This is a genomic window from Streptomyces achromogenes subsp. achromogenes (assembly GCF_000720835.1).
Classification (GTDB): domain Bacteria; phylum Actinomycetota; class Actinomycetes; order Streptomycetales; family Streptomycetaceae; genus Streptomyces; species Streptomyces achromogenes.
The window spans coordinates 1-18550 of sequence record NZ_JODT01000056.1; the positions used below are offsets into that span (position 1 = coordinate 1).

18 protein-coding genes and 2 pseudogenes are annotated in these 18550 nt (G+C 68.2%); 6 read left to right on the top strand and 14 right to left on the bottom strand.

What is annotated here, in order from left to right:
• The 3 genes from IH25_RS40320 to IH25_RS0135770 form a co-directional block, all read left to right on the top strand.
• On the top strand, positions 1–144 hold a 144-nt coding region (locus tag IH25_RS40320), incomplete at its 5' end, for an acyl-CoA carboxylase biotin carboxyl carrier protein subunit (RefSeq protein WP_157847076.1).
• A 24-nt stretch (positions 145–168) separates the two neighbouring features.
• Positions 169–300 carry a hypothetical protein gene (locus IH25_RS42915; RefSeq protein ID WP_268696278.1) on the top strand — a complete coding sequence of 44 codons (132 nt, stop codon included), beginning with the start codon at positions 169–171 and terminating at the stop codon, positions 298–300.
• Positions 301–449: 149 nt separating this feature from the next.
• Entirely contained in the window at positions 450–1214 is a 765-nt protein-coding gene (locus tag IH25_RS0135770) for an AfsR/SARP family transcriptional regulator (protein WP_394298464.1), read from the top strand.
• 9 nt (positions 1215–1223) lie between these two features.
• On the opposite strand, the gene IH25_RS0135775 is transcribed toward IH25_RS0135770, so the two are convergent.
• Genes IH25_RS0135775 through IH25_RS0135785 form a run of 3 tightly spaced genes read right to left on the bottom strand, consistent with a single transcriptional unit; the run spans position 1224 to position 3221 of the window.
• Positions 1224–1967: a 4'-phosphopantetheinyl transferase family protein gene (locus IH25_RS0135775; protein WP_051754372.1), complete on the bottom strand. Its 744-nt coding sequence runs from the start codon at positions 1965–1967 to the stop codon at positions 1224–1226.
• Positions 1964–2791, bottom strand: coding sequence for a hypothetical protein (locus tag IH25_RS0135780; protein WP_030620796.1), 828 nt, complete (start codon positions 2789–2791; stop codon positions 1964–1966). The genes IH25_RS0135775 and IH25_RS0135780 overlap by 4 nt, the downstream gene beginning before the upstream one ends.
• Positions 2792–2795: 4 nt before the next feature.
• Positions 2796–3221 carry a nuclear transport factor 2 family protein gene (locus IH25_RS0135785; RefSeq protein ID WP_030620799.1) on the bottom strand — a complete coding sequence of 142 codons (426 nt, stop codon included), beginning with the start codon at positions 3219–3221 and terminating at the stop codon, positions 2796–2798.
• A 193-nt stretch (positions 3222–3414) separates the two neighbouring features.
• Between IH25_RS0135785 and IH25_RS0135790 the strand changes: the two genes are divergently transcribed.
• Complete coding sequence (locus IH25_RS0135790; RefSeq protein WP_030620800.1) at positions 3415–4200, top strand: 3-oxoacyl-ACP reductase; 786 nt, start codon at positions 3415–3417, stop codon at positions 4198–4200.
• A gap of 80 nt (positions 4201–4280) precedes the next feature.
• Here the strand turns inward: IH25_RS0135790 and IH25_RS0135795 are convergent, their stop codons facing one another.
• From IH25_RS0135795 to IH25_RS0135820, 6 genes are all read right to left on the bottom strand, one after another.
• Positions 4281–5240: an aromatase/cyclase gene (locus IH25_RS0135795; protein ID WP_030620804.1), complete on the bottom strand. Its 960-nt coding sequence runs from the start codon at positions 5238–5240 to the stop codon at positions 4281–4283.
• 103 nt (positions 5241–5343) lie between these two features.
• Positions 5344–5604 (bottom strand): acyl carrier protein, encoded by a 261-nt coding sequence (locus IH25_RS0135800; protein WP_030620808.1) that lies wholly within the window; start codon positions 5602–5604, stop codon positions 5344–5346.
• 45 nt (positions 5605–5649) lie between these two features.
• Entirely contained in the window at positions 5650–6870 is a 1221-nt protein-coding gene (locus IH25_RS0135805) for a ketosynthase chain-length factor (protein ID WP_030620811.1), read from the bottom strand.
• Positions 6867–8135, bottom strand: coding sequence for a beta-ketoacyl-[acyl-carrier-protein] synthase family protein (locus tag IH25_RS0135810; RefSeq protein ID WP_030620814.1), 1269 nt, complete (start codon positions 8133–8135; stop codon positions 6867–6869). The genes IH25_RS0135805 and IH25_RS0135810 overlap by 4 nt, the downstream gene beginning before the upstream one ends.
• Positions 8136–8447: 312 nt before the next feature.
• Entirely contained in the window at positions 8448–9686 is a 1239-nt protein-coding gene (locus IH25_RS0135815; RefSeq protein WP_157847077.1) for a M48 family metallopeptidase, read from the bottom strand.
• Between the two features lie 275 nt (positions 9687–9961).
• Positions 9962–10606, bottom strand: coding sequence for a dihydrofolate reductase family protein (locus IH25_RS0135820; protein ID WP_030620818.1), 645 nt, complete (start codon positions 10604–10606; stop codon positions 9962–9964).
• Positions 10607–10790: 184 nt separating this feature from the next.
• Between IH25_RS0135820 and IH25_RS42705 the strand changes: the two genes are divergently transcribed.
• Both IH25_RS42705 and IH25_RS42710 read left to right on the top strand, forming a co-directional pair.
• Entirely contained in the window at positions 10791–11153 is a 363-nt protein-coding gene (locus tag IH25_RS42705) for a tyrosine-type recombinase/integrase (protein ID WP_245172984.1), read from the top strand.
• A 392-nt stretch (positions 11154–11545) separates the two neighbouring features.
• Positions 11546–11708, top strand: a pseudogene (locus IH25_RS42710) (DNA cytosine methyltransferase); the annotation flags it as partial.
• Between the two features lie 460 nt (positions 11709–12168).
• Here IH25_RS42710 and IH25_RS0135830 read toward each other — a convergent pair.
• From IH25_RS0135830 to IH25_RS38160, 5 genes and pseudogenes are all read right to left on the bottom strand, one after another.
• The gene (locus tag IH25_RS0135830) at positions 12169–12879 is read right to left on the bottom strand and encodes a hypothetical protein (protein WP_030620824.1); all 711 of its coding nucleotides are present in this window, start codon (positions 12877–12879) and stop codon (positions 12169–12171) included.
• On the bottom strand, positions 12876–13301 hold the full coding sequence (locus IH25_RS0135835) for a hypothetical protein (RefSeq protein WP_051754373.1): 426 nt from the start codon (positions 13299–13301) through the stop codon (positions 12876–12878). Before IH25_RS0135835 ends, IH25_RS0135830 begins: the two co-directional genes overlap by 4 nt.
• An 11-nt stretch (positions 13302–13312) precedes the next feature.
• Entirely contained in the window at positions 13313–15685 is a 2373-nt protein-coding gene (locus IH25_RS0135840; protein ID WP_030620830.1) for a glycoside hydrolase domain-containing protein, read from the bottom strand.
• 264 nt (positions 15686–15949) lie between these two features.
• Positions 15950–16297, bottom strand: a complete 348-nt coding sequence (locus IH25_RS41465) for a hypothetical protein (protein WP_157847078.1) — start codon at positions 16295–16297, stop codon at positions 15950–15952.
• Positions 16298–17196: 899 nt separating this feature from the next.
• Positions 17197–17984: pseudogene (locus tag IH25_RS38160) on the bottom strand (transposase); the annotation flags it as partial.
• Between the last annotated feature and the right edge of the window lie 566 nt (positions 17985–18550).

Consider the following 18550-nt stretch of genomic DNA (forward strand, 5'->3'; position numbering starts at 1 on the left):
GAAGGCGACCTGATCGTCGTCCTGGAAGCCATGAAGATGGAACAGCCCCTCAACGCCCACAAGACCGGCACCATCAAGGGACTGACCGCCGAAGTCGGCAGCTCGCTGACCTCCGGCGCCGTCATCTGCGAGATCAAGGACTGACCTCTGCCCCAGCTGGAGGAACCGATGAACCACGAGCACGGTGAACCCGACGCCCGCGACACCGGGGAAGCCGACGGTCCGCTGCGCGTGCCCGCGCTGCGGCTCGCCGGGGAGGAGGACGACCTGGAACCGCACATCGTCCGGGGGATCGATTGACGGCCGTCGGCTGACCGCGTCAGATGAGCGGGTGTGAAGAATTCATGCCCGCTCATGCCGGGCACACTGGTTCAACATACAACGATCCTGCAATGCTCATGGCCATGGAAATCGATGTTCTGGGACCACTTGGAGCACGAGTAAACGGCATGTCGATCGTACCGTCTGCCGGAAAACCCCGGCAGATCCTGGCGCTGCTCGCGATTCGCGCGGGCCGCGTCGTCTCGGTGGAGACACTGATCGAAGAGGTGTGGGGAGACGCGGTCCCGCGCAGTGCCGCCCCCACATTGCAGACGTACATCCTGCAACTGCGCAAAAAGATCACCGATGCCCTGCCCGTGGACAGCGGACTGACAGCGAAGGACATCCTCGCCACGTCCTACGGGGGATACCAACTCGCCCCGGTGGAGCCGATCCGCTGTGACCTCGTGGAGTTCCAGCGGCTGACGGCCCACGGCACCCGTGCCATGGCCGAGCACGCTCCGCACATCGCGAGCGAGAAACTGCGCGAGGGCCTTAGCCTGTGGCGCGGCAACGCCCTGGTCGACGTGCCGCTGGGCGAGGTGCTGCGCATGGAGGTCATCGGGATGCAGGAGGCGCGCACCCGCGCCCTCGAACTGCGCATCGAGGCGGATCTGCAACTGGGCCGGCACGCGGAACTCATCGGCGAGCTCCGCATGCTGGTCGCCCAGCAACCGCTGCACGAGAACCTGTGTGCCCAGCTGATGACCGCCCTCTACCGCGCGGGTCACCCCTGGCGGGCCCTGGAGGTCTTCCAGTCCCTGCGTCAGTCCCTGGTCGACGAGCTCGGTGTGGAGCCCTCGCCCCGGCTGCAACGGCTGCACCGCGCGATACTCGCCAACGACGACCGGCTGGACCGGTTCACCCCGGCCCAGCGGTTGCTCAGCGCCTGAGCGGAGGGTTCACGGGCCCGGCGGGCGTGCGCTCGCGGTGCTGACGACGTGGCCGGTGCCGAGCCGGTGAGTGGTGAACGTCCACTCCCCGGGTCGCACCGGCTCGCCGTTGTCGTCGTGCAGCACCGCGGCCGTGCCCTCCACCCGGAAGCCGAACGTGTGAAACGGCAGCGCCGTGCCCACGCCGAGGGCCTTGGTGTAGGCCTCCTTCAGCGTCCACAGGCGCAGCATGGCATCGCCCCGCTCAGGTGGCGGGAGGACGCGAAGGTTGGCCAACTCGGAGGCAGTACACGCGCGTTGTGCGAGCAGTGCGCGGCAGCCGGACCGGCCGAGCGCTTCCACGTCCGCACCGATGGCCCCGTGCAGGCTCAGGGCGAGCACCAGCAGGTCGCCGGTGTGGCTCAGGCTCAGCCCGAGCCGGTCGCAGCCCCGCAGATACGGCCGTCCGGCCGGCCCCCGGGCGAGTTCCAGGTCGTCCGCCGGCACGTCCAGGACGGCCGCCGCGGCGTGCTTGACGAGGCGGCGCGAGGCGGCGAAGCGGGCGCGGGCCGCCGGCCGGTGACCGGCGGCCCGGTAGCGCTCGTACTCCCGGCCGAGCAGGGCGCGCAGTCCGGGCCCGTCGGGGACGCTCCAGGAGCCGGCCGACGCGTACAGCACCACGGAGGTTCCGGCGCGCAGCGCCGGCCCGGCGGCCTCGGTCCAGGCTCCGCCGGGTCCGTCCGCGCGCAGGTACGTCACCGCGGGCGCGGTCACGCGCCCACCAGCCGGCGCGCGCCGACGGGTGCCGTGCGGGCAGGTGCCGTGCGGGCGGGCGCCGTCGGCCGGCGGCAGTGCGCGACCGCCTCGCCGAAGAGGGCGCCGCTCAACTCGGTGTCGGGTCCGACCGGTTCGAGGCCGAGCCGGATCGCGATCCGGGAGAGCGCGGCCACCAGGCGGTCCCGGTCGGAGGTGATCCGCCGTCCCCGGCCGGCACCCCGCCAGCCGTCCAGACAGGCGGCCGCCGCGGTCAGCAGCGCGTAGCGGTCGGCCAGGGCCCAGTTGCCGGCCGAGTCCCGCTCCGGCGCGAGGGCGCAGGCGCCGACCACGGCGCGGCGTTCCCGCTCCAGTGCGTCGAGCAGGGCGTGCAGGTCCAGCGGCAGCGCGGCGGGGCGTACCGAGGTGAGGGGCCGGGCCAGCCGGTCCTCCCCGGTGGGCGGCCCGCCCAGCCGTGCCGTCACGGCGTCCAGCCGGGCGCGGTGGTCGGGGTGCCACATGGCCTGGTGCAGCCACCGGGCGTGCTCCCGGTAGGCGGCACCCGGCCCCGTGTTCCGCTGGGCCCGCTCGCCCAGCAGTACGGACAGGGTGTCGACGCTTTCCATGAGCAGCCGTGGCAGCAGGAACCGGGCCACGGCCGAGTGGTTGCCGCCGTCGGCACGCAGCAGCCGGTCGCCCGCCCACAGGTCCAGGTAGGCGGCTCCGGCCGCGGCCCGCCCGAGCCGCGAGGGCTCGGTGCCGGCCACGGCCGCCAGGGCGCTGCGCAGCGCCAGGTCGGCGTGGACCATCAGCTGGGCCGGGGACGGGGCGGCGAGGGTCCGCACGGCGTCAGACCAGTTGGTCGTAGCTCACCGAGCGGGAGCGCAGCAGGATCTCGCCGTCGGTCACCTCGATGACGTCGTGCACGACCGTGCTGGGCCACACCTCCGGCCTCTCGTTCGGCCGCACCCGGACGATCAGCGCGTACACGGTGGAACGGATGCTGCCGTCCTGCTGCGGCTCCAGGACCATCTGGTTGAAGAAGTGGCGGCGCTGCGTGGGGTTGTCCTGGTACTTCTTCAAGAACGAACGGAGCTCTTCGAGGATCGCGTCGCGGCCGACGGCCGGGGCGATGTCGGGCGAGTGCTGGAAGCTGCCGTCCTTGGTGAACGTCTGGGTGTACTCCTCCAGCCGGCCTTCGTCGAGGGCCTGCATCTGGTGGGCGTAGAACTGCTGGACCTGGGTGTAGAGATCACTGCTGACGAGCGTGGGCATGAGCGTTCCTCACGTGGGTCGTCGGGCGGGAGTGGCCGGGCCAGGATCGCCACCGGCGCTCGAATCGCTCTGGAGCACGGTCGGGGCGGCGCATGAGCGCGGCCGGTGCGCTTCCAGGGACCTTCCAGCAGGGCACGAGGCGCGCCCAGCACGCTCGGTGGGCACCTGCCGTCACAGCGATTCGGGAGAACACATGTCACAGGCAGTCAAGCCGGTCGCCCTGGTCACGGGAGCCACCAGCGGGATCGGTCTCGAGATCGCCCGGCGCCTCGCCGGGCTCGGGGCCCGGGTCTACCTGTGTGCGCGCCATGAGGACCAACTGGCCGACACCATAAAGGAGTTGACGGACGCGGGGCACGAGGTGGACGGCACCACGTGCGATGTGTCCGACCCCGAGCAGATCAAGGACTTCGTCCGCGCGGCCGTCGACCGCTTCGGGCCGGTCGACATCCTCGTCAACAACGCCGGGCGCAGCGGCGGCGGAGCCACCAACGAGATCCCGGACGACCTCTGGTTCGATGTCATCAACACGAACCTCAACAGTGTCTTCCTGATGACCAAGGAAGTCCTCAACACCGGTGGCATGCTGGCGAAGAAGTCCGGCCGGATCATCTCGATCGCCTCCACCGGCGGCAAGCAGGGCGTCGTGCACGCCGCGCCCTACTCGGCGTCCAAGCACGGCGTGGTCGGCTTCTCCAAGGCCCTCGGTCTGGAGCTGGCCCGTACCGGCATCACGGTCAACGCGGTGTGCCCCGGCTTCGTCGAGACGCCGATGGCGGAGCGGGTGCGCGAGCACTACGCCGGCATCTGGGGCGTGAGCGAGCAGGAGACCCACGACCGCATCACCACGCGGGTGCCGCTGGGCCGTTACGTGGAGACCCGTGAGGTGGCCGCCATGGTCGAGTACCTGGTGAGCGACGACGCGGCCGCGGTGACCGCGCAGGCCCTCAACGTGTGCGGCGGTCTGGGCAACTACTGACCCGCCGCCGGTACGGTCACGACACGGCCGCCCCTCCCCGGCTGCGGGGAGGGGCGGCCGTCCGGTGTGCGCGCCCGCGTTCAGGCCGCGGAGACCTGGCTGTCCTCGCCCGTGTGCGCGGCGGCGTGGGTCATCGTGGTCAGGCTGTTGCGGCCCAGTGCCTCGCGTACGAAGGCGCGGGCGTCGGCGAGGGTGGCCTGCTCGCCGAGCACCTCGCGGACCGTCGCGGGGTTCAGGGCGACGGTGTGCCGGGCGGTGGCCACGGGGCCCTCGGGGCCGTCGGTGAACGTCCACAGACCGCTGTGCCCGGTCAGCAGCTTCGGCAGTACGTGCTGCTTGTAGGCGATCCACGACGGCTCGTGGCAGATGCGCACCGAGCGGGTGGTGTGCGCCGAGCCGTCCGCCGTGACGGTGTCCATCTCCAGGTCCTGCACGCCCGGCTCGTCCTCGGTCAGCCGCACCCGGCTGACGTGCGGCAGCCGCTCGGCCCACAGGTCGGCCCGGTTGACGAAGTCGTACGCCGCCGCGGCCCCGCCGGTGATCGGGACGACGTCGGTGAAGGAGAACACCACGTCGGCCACCGGGTGGCCCAGCTCGGCGACCCGGGCGAGCGCCGCCAGTTCCTCGCCGCTGTTGCGGTCCAGCGCGGTGAGCAGCGCCTCGACGGCGGCGGGGGCGTCGTCCTCGACGCTGAACCGGTGGCGCAGCACCACCTCGGTGCGGCCGTCGGGCAGTTCCCGCAGCAGCCAGCTGCCGGCCATGGAGGTGACCGGTGCGAAGCTGCGCTGCTGCCGGAAGCTCACATAGCGGCGCGCGGGGTCGAGGACCCGCCGCGAAGTCCAGCTGGTGACCTTGCCGTTGACCTGGGCCCAGATCTCGAAGACCTCGCTGCGCTCGTCACGCTCCAGATGGCGCACGTAGACGCTGGGCCCGAACACCGCGGGCCACAGGGTGACATCGGCCACCAGGTCGTAGACGACCTGGGCGGGGGCGGACACGACGCGGGTGTGCTCGGTGCGGTGGATCACGGTTCGTTCCATGGCGGGTTCTCCTCGGCTCGGTGCGGTGGCGCGGAAGGGGACGGGGCCCGTATCCCAGCGGCAGCGGATACGGGCCCCGGAGGCGTACGGTCGGGCCCGGGCGTCAGGCGGCGGCCGATGCCGTGTCGGCGTTGACCAGGGCGAGGAGCGCGCGGGGTGTCTCCACGTCCGCGATGTCGTCGTCCGACAGGTCGATGCCGTACTCCTGCTTGATGCGCGCGGCGGACTCCATCAGGGCCAGCGAGTCGTAACCGAGGTCCTCGAACGTGCTGTCGAGGATGTCGCCGCTCAGGTCGAGGCTGTCGTCCTCGCCGGCGCAGGCGATGAGGATGCGTCGCAGATCTTCGATGGCGAGCTGAGCCATGGGGGCCTTCTCCTGTCAGGTGGGGAACTGCCGGGCTGCGGCAGCTCAGTGGTCGGTGTGGCGCGTGACGACGACGGCCGAGTTGAAGCCCCAGCGCCCGCGCGCGAGGACGAGTGCCGCCGACACGGGCCGGGTGCGGGGTTCGCCGGTCACCAGGTCGATGCCGTAGGCGTCGGGGACACGCTCGGTGAAGCCACTGGCCGGGATGACGCCGTCCCGGATGGACAGCAGCGCGCTCGCCAGGTCCGCGGGGCCGCCGCCCGCGTACATCCGGCCGGTGAGCGCCTTGGGCGCGGTCACCGGCACACCCCGCGGGCCGAAGACGGCGCGCAGCGCGTCCGCCTCGATCCGGTCGAGCTCGGGCAGGCCGGCCGCGTCGGCGAACACCACGTCGATGTCGGCGGGTGCCAGACCGGCGTCGGCCAGGGCCAGTTCGGCCGCCCGGCGCAGCCCGGGCTCGCGGCCCGTCCCCGGTTTGGGGTCGAACGTCGAGGCGTAGCCGGCGATCTCGCCGTAGATCCGGGGCGCGCCGCGCTCCCGGGCGCTCGCGGCGTCCTCGGCGACGAGGATCGCGCCGCCCTCGCCGGGCACATAGCCGGCCGCCCGCTCGTCGAACGGCAGGTACGCCGCCTCCGGGTCGGTGGCGGTGGTGACCCGGCCGCCCGCCAGCTGGGAGGCCCAGCCCCAGGGGTCGAACGCGGAGTCCACGCCGCCGGACACCACGAGCTTGGTGCCGCGCTCGACGGTGCGCCGGGCGTGCCCGACGGCGTCCAGGCCGCCGGCCTGCTCGCCGACCAGGGCGGCGCTCGGCCCGCGCAGCTTGTGCCGGATGGAGATCTGGCCGGTGTTGACCGCGTAGAACCAGGCGAACGACTCGTAGACGGAGACGAACTCCGAGCCCTTGGACCAGAGTTTGTTGAACTCCTGGTGGGTGAACGCGAAGCCGCCGAGGGCGTTGGAGGTGACCGTGCCCATGTCGTAGTCGGGCAGGGTGTTCTCGTCGACCCCCGCGTCCGCGAGGGCCCAGGCGGCGGCGGTGAGCGCGTAGCGGGTCGACACGTCGGTCTGCGGCAGCAGCCTGCTGGGCAGATGGGTCTTGGCGTCGTAGTCGACGATCTGCCCGGCCAGGCGCGAGGGGTACGCGGAGGTGTCGAAGCCGGTCAGTTCCCGGACGCCGTTGGTGCCCGTGAGCGTCGCCTTCCAGAACGCCTCGGTGCCCAGGCCGTTGGGCGTGGCCGCCCCGATGCCCGTGATCACGGTGGTCATGCCGCGGCCACCTCCGGACGGTGCAGGATCATCGCGCTCTGGAATCCGCCGAAGCCGGAGCCGACCGTGAGCACCGTGTCGACGCGCTGTTCGCGGGCGGTCAGCGGTACGTAGTCGAGGTCGCACTCGGGGTCGGGGGTGTGCAGGTTCGCCGTCGGCGGCACGACGTTGTGCTCGATCGCCAGCAGCGACGCGGCGATCTCGACGGAGCCGATGGCGCCCAGGGAGTGGCCCACCATCGACTTGATGGAGGAGACCGGCACGTCGTAGGCGTGCTGGCCCAGGGAGCGCTTGAACGCGGCGGTTTCGTGGCGGTCGTTCTGCTTGGTGCCCGAACCGTGCGCGTTGATGTAGTCGATCTTCGTGCCGTCCAGGCGTGCCTCGTCCAGCGAGACACGGATGGCCTCGGCCATCTCGCGGCCGTCCTTGCGCAGGCCCGTCATGTGGTGGGCGTTGCAGCGGGTGGCGTACCCGCCGACCTCCGCGTAGATGTGCGCACCGCGCTTCTTGGCCGCCTCGTACTCCTCCAGGACGAACATGGCGGCGCCCTCGGCGAGTACGAAGCCGTTGCGGGTGCCGTCGAAGGGCCGCGAGGCGTGGGCCGGGTCGTCGTTGCGGGTCGTCGTCGCCTTGATGGCGTCGAAGCAGGCGACGACGATCGGTGAGATCGGGGTGTCCGCGGCGCCGGCGACGACGGTGTCGACCGTGCCCTCGCGGATCAGCTGGACGGCGTAGCCGACCGAGTCGAGCCCCGAGGTGCAGCCGTCGGACACCATGGTCACCGGGCCTTCCGCACCCACTTCCCAGGCCACCTCGGCCGGCATGACACCGGGAGAGAGGTAGTCGAACATGTGCGGGGACAGGTAGCCCGGATCGACCTCCCACTGCTTGCCCGCGTCCGACATCACGAGGTACTCGTTCTCCAGGCTGGTCGCCGAGGCGACCGCGCTGCCCAGACTCACCCCGATGCGGTGCGGATCCAGCGCGGACAGGTCCAGCCCGCTGTCCGCGACCGCCTCGCGGGTGCAGGCGACCGCGAACTGCGTGGCCCGGTCCATCCGGCGGATCTCGCGCGGGCCGAAGCCCTCGGCCGCCGCGTCGAAGTCGACCTCGCCGGCGATCCGCGAACGGAACGGCGACGCGTCGAAGAAGGAGATGCTCCGGGTGGCGGTGCGGCCGGCCGACAACAGGTCCCAGAACGCCTTCGTTCCGTTGCCGCCGGGAGCGCGCACACCGACACCGGTGATCACGACACGCCGGGTCATGTCCGGCCCGCGTTCGTAGACAACATCGCTGTAAGTCCTTTCGCCTCTGAAACAGCGGCAGTTACGTGGTGAAAGGCTGTGGCGACGGTCTAGAGCACCACTCGACCCCGCCTCGGGAGAACGCGCGGGGTCACCGGGGGCGGGGGCACACGGAGCCCGCGCTGGGTGTCGGCGGCCGTTCTGTGCGGGGGCGGACCACGGGCCGGGAGAGGCGGGACGGCCGGGGCGTGACACCACGACACGGGGCGAACGACCCGGTCGGGCATCGGACGTAACGCTCAGGGGTTCTGAAACAACGGGAGGAACGGACCTCTAACCGGCCCTGTCGCGCAGCTCGTCGGCGATCACGGCCCGAAGGGAAAGCAGTTCGGCATCGATGGCCTGAGACTCTTCGTTGCTCAGTGTCACCGCACCGCGGGGACAGGAGGTCTTGTTGACGAATTGGATGCGGAAGTAGGTGGGTGGGGAGCCCTTGCCGAAGGCATCCCCGCGCAGTCGGGAAAGGCGCAGGCGCCGCTCACGTTCCGTGTCCGGAACCGATGCCAGGGAGGCCCGTAACCGCTCCCAGACATCGTCCCCGCCCCAGGCGGCGCGTTCGAGAGCGAAGCGGGCCGTCTCGTGCAGCAGCAGAGCCCGGAGCAGCCCGTCAGCCGAGTCGGCGGAGGACACGCGCACGGCCATCTCGTCGGCCCGGTACTGGACTTGGCCACCGGAGTGGCCGTTGAGCCGGCTCAGCAGTCGTTGGAGCCCCAGCACGCCGCGCACCGCCAGGTCCTGAAGCGGCCGGGCGAGCTCTTGACCCAGGTTGACGTAGGCGTTTTGGCCCACCGCTCCGGTACGGAACGCTTTCCCATCCAGCACCGCCTGCCGTTCGCGCTCCAGCTCGGGGCTGGGTCTGATCACGTCCGCCCAGGTAGTGAGCGCGTCAAGGGCTGTTTGAATCCAGGTGTCACTCATCCCCCTTCCGGCCGAGGCACGCCCGAGATCATGGCCGAGCAGGGCAAGCCGCTGGTCCGGGGTGAGCGTCTCCCACAAGGGCAGGCCCAACACGAGTACGCGCCGACGACGCGGTCCCACCACCATGCAGCCCGAGCCGTACCTCGCATCGACGGCGATCGCATCCACCGCCCTGACCCCGACTTCGGCGGCAACCCGCTCTGTCACCGCGTGAAGTGTCGGCGCGGCGGCAGGGTCGAGAGTGCGTTCGGGCATTCGTCCGAGCCGTGGACGGAGCACCAGCGCGATGACGACTTCCACCCCGCCGAGGATCCGCTGCGGCCAGGTGCCGGTCGCGAGCAACCACACGCCTGTACCCGCGAGCGCGACAGTGCCCACATTGACTGCGGTCGCGAGCACCAACGCGCTCACATACGCAGCGTTCCACAGCGCTGACCCCGTCCCGGCCGTCAACGCACGCTCGAACAGCCGCTCATGACGGGCCAGAACACGCGGCGCGCCCTTCCACGTCGCGTCACCGCACTGGGGGTCGAGGTTCCAGTCGCAGGCCGGGCACCAGGCACTGAACCGGGAATCCGGATCCGGCAGGGCCACTTGACACCGGGGGCACTCGCGGTCTGCGTCCTCGCACATGACGAACGATCTTGCCGCGCAGAGATGGGGGCGGCAGGACCCGATTCGGCCTTTACCTGCCCTTTGCAACTCTTCGGCGTCCTCCGTGAAGCACGAGTCGATCACCCCGCACGCTGTCGTCCGCTCCGGGGCCCGACCCTCCTCACCCGCCGACACCGGTCAAGGAGAACTGGACCCCGGAAATGCACCCTGGCCGACTCCCACCACCGCGGTCTGAACCGCGGTGGGTGCTCACGTCACCTTCGCCAGAACAGGTGGTGCGTCACGCCGCTCGGGCTGGGCACGACCTCCAGGTGGAACCGGTCCAGCAGCTCGTCGGGGGAATCCCAGAGCCGTAGTCCGGACCCGAGCTTCACCGGCGAGACCGCCACATGCATGGTGTCGACGAGGTCGGCAGCAAGGAACTGCCGGATAGTGGTGACCCCGCCGCCGAGTCGGACGTCCTTGCCCTGTGCCGCTTCCCGCGCCCGTTCGAGGACCGTTGCCGGGTCGCCGCCGACGAAGTGGAACGTGGTGTCGGAGAGCGTGAACGACGGACGCTTGTGGTGGGTCATGACGAACACCGGCGTGTGGAACGGGGGCTCCTCTCCCCACCAGCCGCGCCACTCGTGGTCGTGCCAGGGCCCGCGCTGGGGCCCGAACTTGTTGCGGCCCATGATCTCGGCGCCGATGTTGCGTGCGAAGTCCCGCGTGAAGTAGTCGTCGAGGCCCCGGCTCCCGCCGGGATCCGTGCGCATGGGCCAGCTCGCCGTGGCTCCGGCCCAGGCGAACAGCCTCTCAGGGTGCTCCTGTCCGAACGGCCGCTCAAGACTCTGATGCTCACCGGCACCGATTCCGTCACTCGAGACGTTGAAGTTCATGACTCTCAGCAGTTGATCCACGTGTTTCCTCGTCAGGTCGTGTCGCGTCATCGTGTGGCGAGGCGCCGCACATCATGACGTCGAACGGGACGGGGCCGGATCGACAGCGGTCCGCAACTCTTTTCCACGGCGTGCCCGGCAAGCAGCCCCGGTGGCGGAAGCCGACGGCATCGAGGTGGCCGGGGGCCGCCGCGCTGCCATTCACATGCGTCGCGACGGACATCACCGCCCACCCAACCGCCACGACCTCCGGCACACCGGCCTGACCCGGTTCGCCGACGCGGGAGTCCCGGTCCACGTCCTGCGGCGCATCGCCGGCCACGGCCCGCTCACGACCACCCGGCGCTACGGCCGCCGGCGCAGCACGCTCCGCATACCTCGGCCCGGTCCGCGTCCCCACTCGCCCCCGAGTCCGATCGGCCTCCCCGGCCGACACCGGGGAGGGAGCGCTGGTCCCCAGCCAGTCCCCAAGAACGATCAAAGGCCGGCTTCGGATTCCTCCGAAGCCGGCCCTGATCTGCGACTCTCACAAGTCGGGACGACAGGATTTGAACCTGCGACCCCTTGACCCCCAGGAGCAGGGGGTATCCATTTTGTCCGTATATACAGCGAAACATTAGGGTGCATAGTGTGTGGTGCGGAGCGTGCCGTTCAGGTGCGCGGACACCGTCTGGCCTCCAAGGGCACGTCTTTCCCGCCTCTTCGCAATGGCTCCTGTGCCTGACGCCCCGTGCATCGCAATGTGGCCGGCCAGCGCGATGGAGCCATCACGAAGGCCCGCACCCCCGGCGCTCCTCATCCGTGACTGCCCGATGTCCGGGCCTGCGTCCATGCCTCCGCCCGACAGGCGCCGGCGCGCCCACAGGTAGTGGGCAACGCTCGCCGTCGCGCCGAAGACGACGGAGGCGCCGTGCTCGAAGGCGGTGGTGAGGAGCAGCCCACCACCGAGGTCCATCAGCGTGGGGTGACACCCGTCGACCGCGCCCACCGTATGTGCCGGCGGCGGACCGGGAGGCGGCCCCGACCCCTTCCTCTCCGGCTCCCGTAAGACCCTCACCGACGCCCGCGACCGGGGCACCTGGCCCCGCAACCGCACGGAGCCGTCCCGCGATCCCGTCGTGAGGGATCTTTTCTGGGACTTTCGGTCCCATCGAGCGGCACGAGCGTAAAACAGCCGAAAGGCCATTCGCACTGGTCAGCGACGAGCAGCCATGCATCAAGGCAGGTCACCGCATTCCCTGATCTCTTCCGGGACATCTGATCAGCACGACTCAGTAGGTCTGCGCTCAGCGTCGCCTGCCTTCGGCGCCCCATCGACGCTCGCCACCTCGACAGGTCCTGACCTGCCCGACAAGTCGCCTGACGACCCATCAGAACGAGCGCCAAGTGAGCGTCATTTCAGCGTCAAGATATCGCCCGTAACGCGCACACCGCACATCACTCCACATGATGCGTCACCGGTACTCGTCGCAGGGTCGGCTTCCAACCCGCCATCCATACGGCCTGGGCCCTGGAGAATCGTGGCCTGATCAAGAGAGCATGGCGCGGTAGCGGCAGCTCGTGGTGGTCACTGCGGACGGCCGCTAGCGAACTGCAACTGGAGTATAGGCCGCCTGCATGCTCGCGAGCTTCTTCGCGGCCTTGATGCGCTGGGGATCCTCGATGTCCTGGGTTCCGGCCCCTTTGCCGGGAGTGATTCTCCATTGCCTGAGAGTCTCTGCGACCAGAGCGAGTTTTGCCGAACTCGGTGGAACGTCGATGAAGAAGGCCGATTCCTTAGGCAACTCGGTGTCTCCACCCCACCTGACAACACCCTGGAGTTCGGCGAGGATGTCCCGGATCGCCGTGACCTGGTGGGGGAAAAAGTTGCCCTTGACCCCGAGCGGGTAATGATCCGGGTACAGCGCCAGCGCGGTGCCCGACAGGTGGTTTGATTCGGAGTCCGCCTTCACCCGCCAGTCGGCGCTGTAGCCGATGACCTGCCCGCGGCTCACTTCGAGCGGGGTGACGTCGTAGTGAAAGCGTTGCGCCACATAGGCCAGGACGGTCCCCACATCCCCTTCTCGCAGGACGACCCGGAGGCCCGCGCCCGGTATGTCGTAGGTGGCGGTGCCCGACGAACGTGCGGTGAGGACATCCCAGCCGTTCGCCGACCTGGACTCGTTCCACGAGGCGTCAGCGGCTTGGGCGATGCAGGGAGCAAGTAAACCCTCCCCCGTGGCGAGCAGTGTGGTTCCGGCGGCAACACCGGCAAACCCTCTGAGCAGGGTGCGGCGCGAGAAATCGGTGCTCATGAGATCACTCCAGAAGTTTTTCTGACTCGCTTGCGCAGGTATACGGAGGTGCCGGCCAAGACGGAGGCGGCCCCCATCAGCAGGCATACGAATACGGTGACCGAATTCGAGACGTACTCCACGGTCGACCCGTCGGAGTACACGCAGGCGTTCCGAAGAGGCCAGTACTGTTGCTTGATGGCCGCCAAGTTGGCGCCGACCTCGTTCCGGCTCGTGCAAAGTTCAGGGAAAGGCCCTCCCATGGTGACGGAGAACCAGCCGTAGCAGTACACCGCCACCGCCGAGGAAGCCAGGATGAGAGCAACAAGCGCGTGAATTCTTGGCACGGGCAGCGGTGGGTGGCTCAACAGGATGAGGACCACCACCACGCCCACCGCTGCAGTAACCAAACTGGCAACCAGCAACGCGCCCATCAGAAACATGCAAACACCTACTACCTCTCTGCCTTCTGCTCGGCAAGGAACCTCGCCCGGCGCGCCACCTGCTGGTCGATAAGCTTCTGCAGCGTCTCGGCGAAACCTGTATAGAATTCAGTCATCACGGAGTCGGACTCGTTCCACGGTTCTTTACCCACGGGGCAGTTCATGTGAATGAGGAGCGCACGAGTGGAAGACAGCAGCGTGTCGTCTATCTGCCCCTCCAGGAACGCCTTCGCCGTTTCCTGGATGTTGCTCGTGACGCCACCGAACCGGTAGATCTTGAACTCGCTGAAACGCGTCAAGTGCCCTGTTCCAACCAAAATTCTCCTCAGTTCTTGGACGATGTTCGTGTTGCCGTTCTTCAGACGCTGGGCGACCAGGAATCCGTCGATGTCCTCGATAAGGTCGCCCAGCGCGAAAGTCGACGCGACATCGGGCCTGCACAGCGTCTTGCGGCAGAAGTCCAGGGGCGACGCGTTATCCGAACGGCTCCATTCACCGTAGAATGTGAGCAAGTCTCCACCCCAGCTTGCCAGTTCCGCGCGGTTCGCCTTTCCTACCCCGGCGTTGCCTTTGAGGAAGTAACCACTGGCGCTCGCCGCGAGGTGGTCCGGATTGATGAGGGCGCCCATGGACGGGTCGGTGTACGCGTGCTTCCTCGCCTGGTCAAGCCCTCGGTCTGAGGCGTAGCTGATGAAGGCATCGTCGACCTCGCCGAACAGCGCCCTCCACCGAGTGTCGGTGTACTTCTCCCAGCGCATGAACTGCAACGAGAGCTCGTTCGGATCACCCTTGCCGTAGGAGACCGCAGCGTCGTACACCCTTTGCACATAGGCGATGAAATCATCGACCGACGAACTGTTCGGCTCGTTGACCGATTCCTGCCCGAAGTCGGCGCCGGGGCGGTACGCCACGGCGTCCAGCCCAAAACTGTCCGAACCGTTGGGGAAGCTGAACTCCTTGATCTGGTTGAAAGCCCAGTTCTGCGGCAAGGGAAAGCCGAGGTTCCCGGAGAAGCCGTAGGACATGCCGGAGACGTACGCGTAAGGGACATAGGTGGCCCCGGAGACGCTGGCGCACACGTTTCGTGAGCCGTAGACACCGGCGACGTACTTGCTGCCGTTGCTCTTGAACGCGTCGTTCACCCCGGCGAAGTAGTCGATGACCAGGTCCATGTCCGCCGAGGTGGCATCGTAGTCGACCGCGAAGTAGATGACCGTACCCCTGTTGAACCCGTACCCGGTGGCACGGCCGTGCGCCAGGCTGCCGTGCAGGTAGCCATTGCTGTATTTGAAGTCCGCGAGACTGCTTGCGTCATACTGCCAGATAGGGATGACATTCAGGCCGGCGGAAAAGATGGCGTCCAGCTCGCCGGGCTGGATCTCCTTGTTCAACGTGCTCCCGGGCGGCTCGTCCAAGTAGCGGCCGACGGCACGGTACCCCTCCCTGAAGAGGGCTTCCGCCCGTTGGGGGGTGATGGTGAACCGGGTGTCACATGCGATGACCTTCCGGTCGGGGTTCCCGTAGGAGACAAGCAACTGCGCCCAGGTGTCGAAGTCGGCCTTTCCGGTCACGCCGATCGCGGAGAACTTCTGGAACTTCTCGACCCAGTCGGTAAGGTCCGCGTCGAACTGGTTGCCGAAGGTGGCGATGTCACCACTCGCGTTGGACGGACCGTTCGCCACGCATGCACCGGTGAAGAGCTGCACCCACGTGCCGCTATCACCTTCCGAGAGGGTGTGGGCCTTCAAGCCGGCCACGGTTCCGGCGCCAAAGACACCGTTGGCCTGGTCCTCGGGGATACCCGATTCATACTGGATGGCCTTCATCAGCGCCTGCTGGACGCCCCGGGAAAAGAAGCCGTCGCACGGACCTATGTAGAAGGTCGACTTGTCTAAGTAGCGGCCGTTGAGCCACTGCTGCATGAGGCGAATCTGCTCCAGCCCGCCGGACAGAAACACGTAGGCGTCCATGGTCAGCAGCGCCTTGAACACCTTCGGGCGCACCGTACCGTCGAGGTAGGTCGCGGAAAGACCCACGTCACGCATCATCGTGTTGATGCCGGCCCGGGTCGCCTCTGACATCTCCCCGTCGATGGCGCCCGCACTGTAGCCCTTGCAGTACATCCCGCATTGGATGATCTTGACGATGTTCTTGTTGGATTCGCCGATCTTGATGGCACCCTTGGCCTGCAGCCTCGACAAGGTCGTCGGGCCAAACGCGTTGGACAGAGCCGTGATACCGAGTTCGTACTGCAGTGCACGGGTCAGGGAATACATGGTGTTCCAGCCGGTTTTACCGTCTTCCGCGACAGGGTTGTAGCCGGAAACATTCTCATAGGTGGAGTTGACCCACTTCTGGGCCTGGAGCACCATTTCGTCAGCCATTATCTCAAGCATCCTTTCGCTCGTTAAAAGCAGAGTGTTCTTCCAGACGGGGCGGACGCCTCCCCGGTCTTTCGCAAGGAGCCGGGGAAAGCGCGATATCGACCGTGCGGATTGCGCGCTACGGTGACGGCTCAACTACCCTTGCCCTGGCGGGTCGGCGAGCTGAGGCCGGCTGCGAGATCGCCGGCGCTGCTCAAACCGTTCACTGCGAACCGCAGTGGAGCCCCGATAGCAGTCCGCACAAGGTGCGAGGCGTGCATGTAGTCAAGGTAAGCCGCCGAACGGATCGCCCTTGACGACCTTCAGGGTGATCCGCGAGCCGCTCACCGCCTCTTCGAAGCCTGAGGCCGTGATGTCTGTCCTGGTTGGCCAGGTCGTGCCCGGCCACACACCGTCCGCCTTCGCGGTGACCGAGAAAGCGAACTTTTGCGTGCTGCCCACAGCGGTGTTCGTCGGGCTGACGGCATTTCCACTAGCAGCGGCGGCGCGCCGAGCGGCTACCTCTGGTGCTGCCTTGCTGAGACCGTCGGCCAAATCCGACACCCCGGCTGCCATGGTCACTAACAGAAAGCGGGCGGAGGCCCGGTCCTTGCCGGGCAAGCTGTCAGCCACAGGTGAACATGTAGTCGGTTTTTAAGTCGATGTACAAGCTGCTGGAATTCGCACCCATCTTCGCTGTTACGGGGGAACAGATCGAATTGCGACGTAGACAGGGCCGGCGTACTGGGTGAAGTTTTCGGAGCCGGTATCGCAACCCGTGCCCTCGATCTCGCACACGTGCAGATACATGTACTGCGACACCCCGACGTTGTTGTCGAGGATGGTGCACCCCTTGCTGCCGTTCTCGTGCGAGAACGGCGTGGCCAGCCGCTGGTCCGGGCCTGCTCGCGCAGGCAGCGGAACAGCTCGGAACAGTGGGTAACCAGTCCCGCACACGGTAGCCGCTGCCGCTACAGCCTGTGGATCGCTTTGAACGGGGGCCCGGGTGGCTGCGTCGCCTCTCTCGGAGATCGGGACAGCAGGCTGGTCGACGGCCACCGCCTGTGGCGCAGCCATCGCACCTAAGGTCGTAATCGCAGCAGCCGTGACAGCTCGCGGGCTTGCCCTGAGCTTCGACATCTCTAGCCGACTCCCCATACATCGCTTGAAGGTGGGCAGCGGGACCGGTTCAGCACCACTCCCACCACTGACAGGTCGTTCCGAACCGCTACGGGATGCGAGGGCAGGGGCCCCCTCAGCCTAACGACTTTCGCTCACACGTTCGGAACTTAGGCGCAAACATAGTCAAGGCCCTGCCCCCTCGGCAGAGGTAAACGGCGAACCGGTGATTACTTGACCGAAAGTCGTTAACCTCGAAGTTTCGTGACGGGCCGCCGACGGAGTCGGTGGCCCGTTTCCGTGTCGTGAGTTGAGTCTGTGCAGGCCGAGGGCCCGAGGTCATCTCGGGGTGGCGCCGGGTTCCACTGCTCCGGGTGGAGAAGGGCTCTCGTAGGGACGGGTGAATCCGCTGGTCAGCCGGGGTTCGGCAGGAGTGCGAGCGGGTCGCGTGCGGCGGTGATGGGCCGGTCCAGGGCCAGTGCCGGGCCAGGCGGAGGATCCGCCGGCGGCCGGTGGTGACGAGCTGAGCGGCCGCAGAGAACAGACGGAATCGCAGGCGGCGGGGCTCCCAGAGCCTGGCCTTGCCGTTGAGCGCGAGCATGGGCATCCAGGCCAGCAGGTCGAGGGCGATCTGGACGATCTCGAGCCAGATCCTGTTCTGGGCGGTGGTGTTCGGGGGCAGGTTGCGCAGCCGGGTCGCGCGGGCGGCCCGGCTGCGGTCCTCGGCCCGGGCCCTCAGCCGGTGACGGAGCTCGAGTTCGGCGATCGGCCGGCCGGCGGTGTTGGTGGCGAAGCAGGTGATCCGCATGCCGTCCGTGTCCGTGATCCTCAACTGGGCGCCGGTGCAGGGACGCTCCTTGCGGACGATCAGCCGCATGCCCTTCGGCCAGCCGTCCAGCAGCTTGCCGGTGAGCTCGGCGCCCCAGGCCCCGTCACGCACCTCACCGTCGGTCTCGACGGCCGGGGTCCATACCGAAGCGGGAACCTTCAGGACGTGTTCGTGGATCGCTTCGGTGACCGTCATGCCGACCGAGTAGGACAGCCATCGTCCTCGCCGGACGAGCCAGGCCACGAAGTCGTGGGTGCCGCCCGCGGAGTCCGTGCGGATCAGTGTCTGTCGCCCGCGCCGATAGCGCTTGGGCAGTTGGGCCAGAGCGAGCCGGGCGGTAGTGATGTGGTCGGCGGCCGTGTTGAAGCCCGCAAGCGTCCGGTCGCTGTAGACACACCGACAACAGCGCAACAGACATGGTGAAACGGAAGCCGTACGAATCATCGCCCGGCACATCAGCTTGACCGGACGGGGCCATGCCTCGCCTGCGCCCATCGTGAGGCAGAAAGCCACAGAGGCTGTCGACCCTGCCTGAGCGCGACAGGCACTGCAGCGCAGGCTGGGAGTTCCTCAACTGATCACTAAACGCCAACCCGTCATTCTCTCGTATCACCCCGGTCCGAGGCTGACGCTCGAACCGGCGGCTCGACTGACCGCCCCGCTTTGCGGTTCGAAAGGGCATCGTCAGCCCGATGAACGCACCACATGCGGCCGATGCCGCCGCGGCTGGGGAACGTGCTGGACTCACCCGACCAAGCTCCTCCACCCACAGCATCGGTGTAGAACCACACCCACCAGACCGGCCGGGGGCGAGGGCGACGGTCACGTCCCGCCGTGAGCCGTGGCCCGGCACCTCGCCCACCCATGCCCTCGAAGCCCCCCCCCGCACAGGAAAAATGGATGCCACGGGCCCCTGTGTTTCCCGACAGGGCACGGAC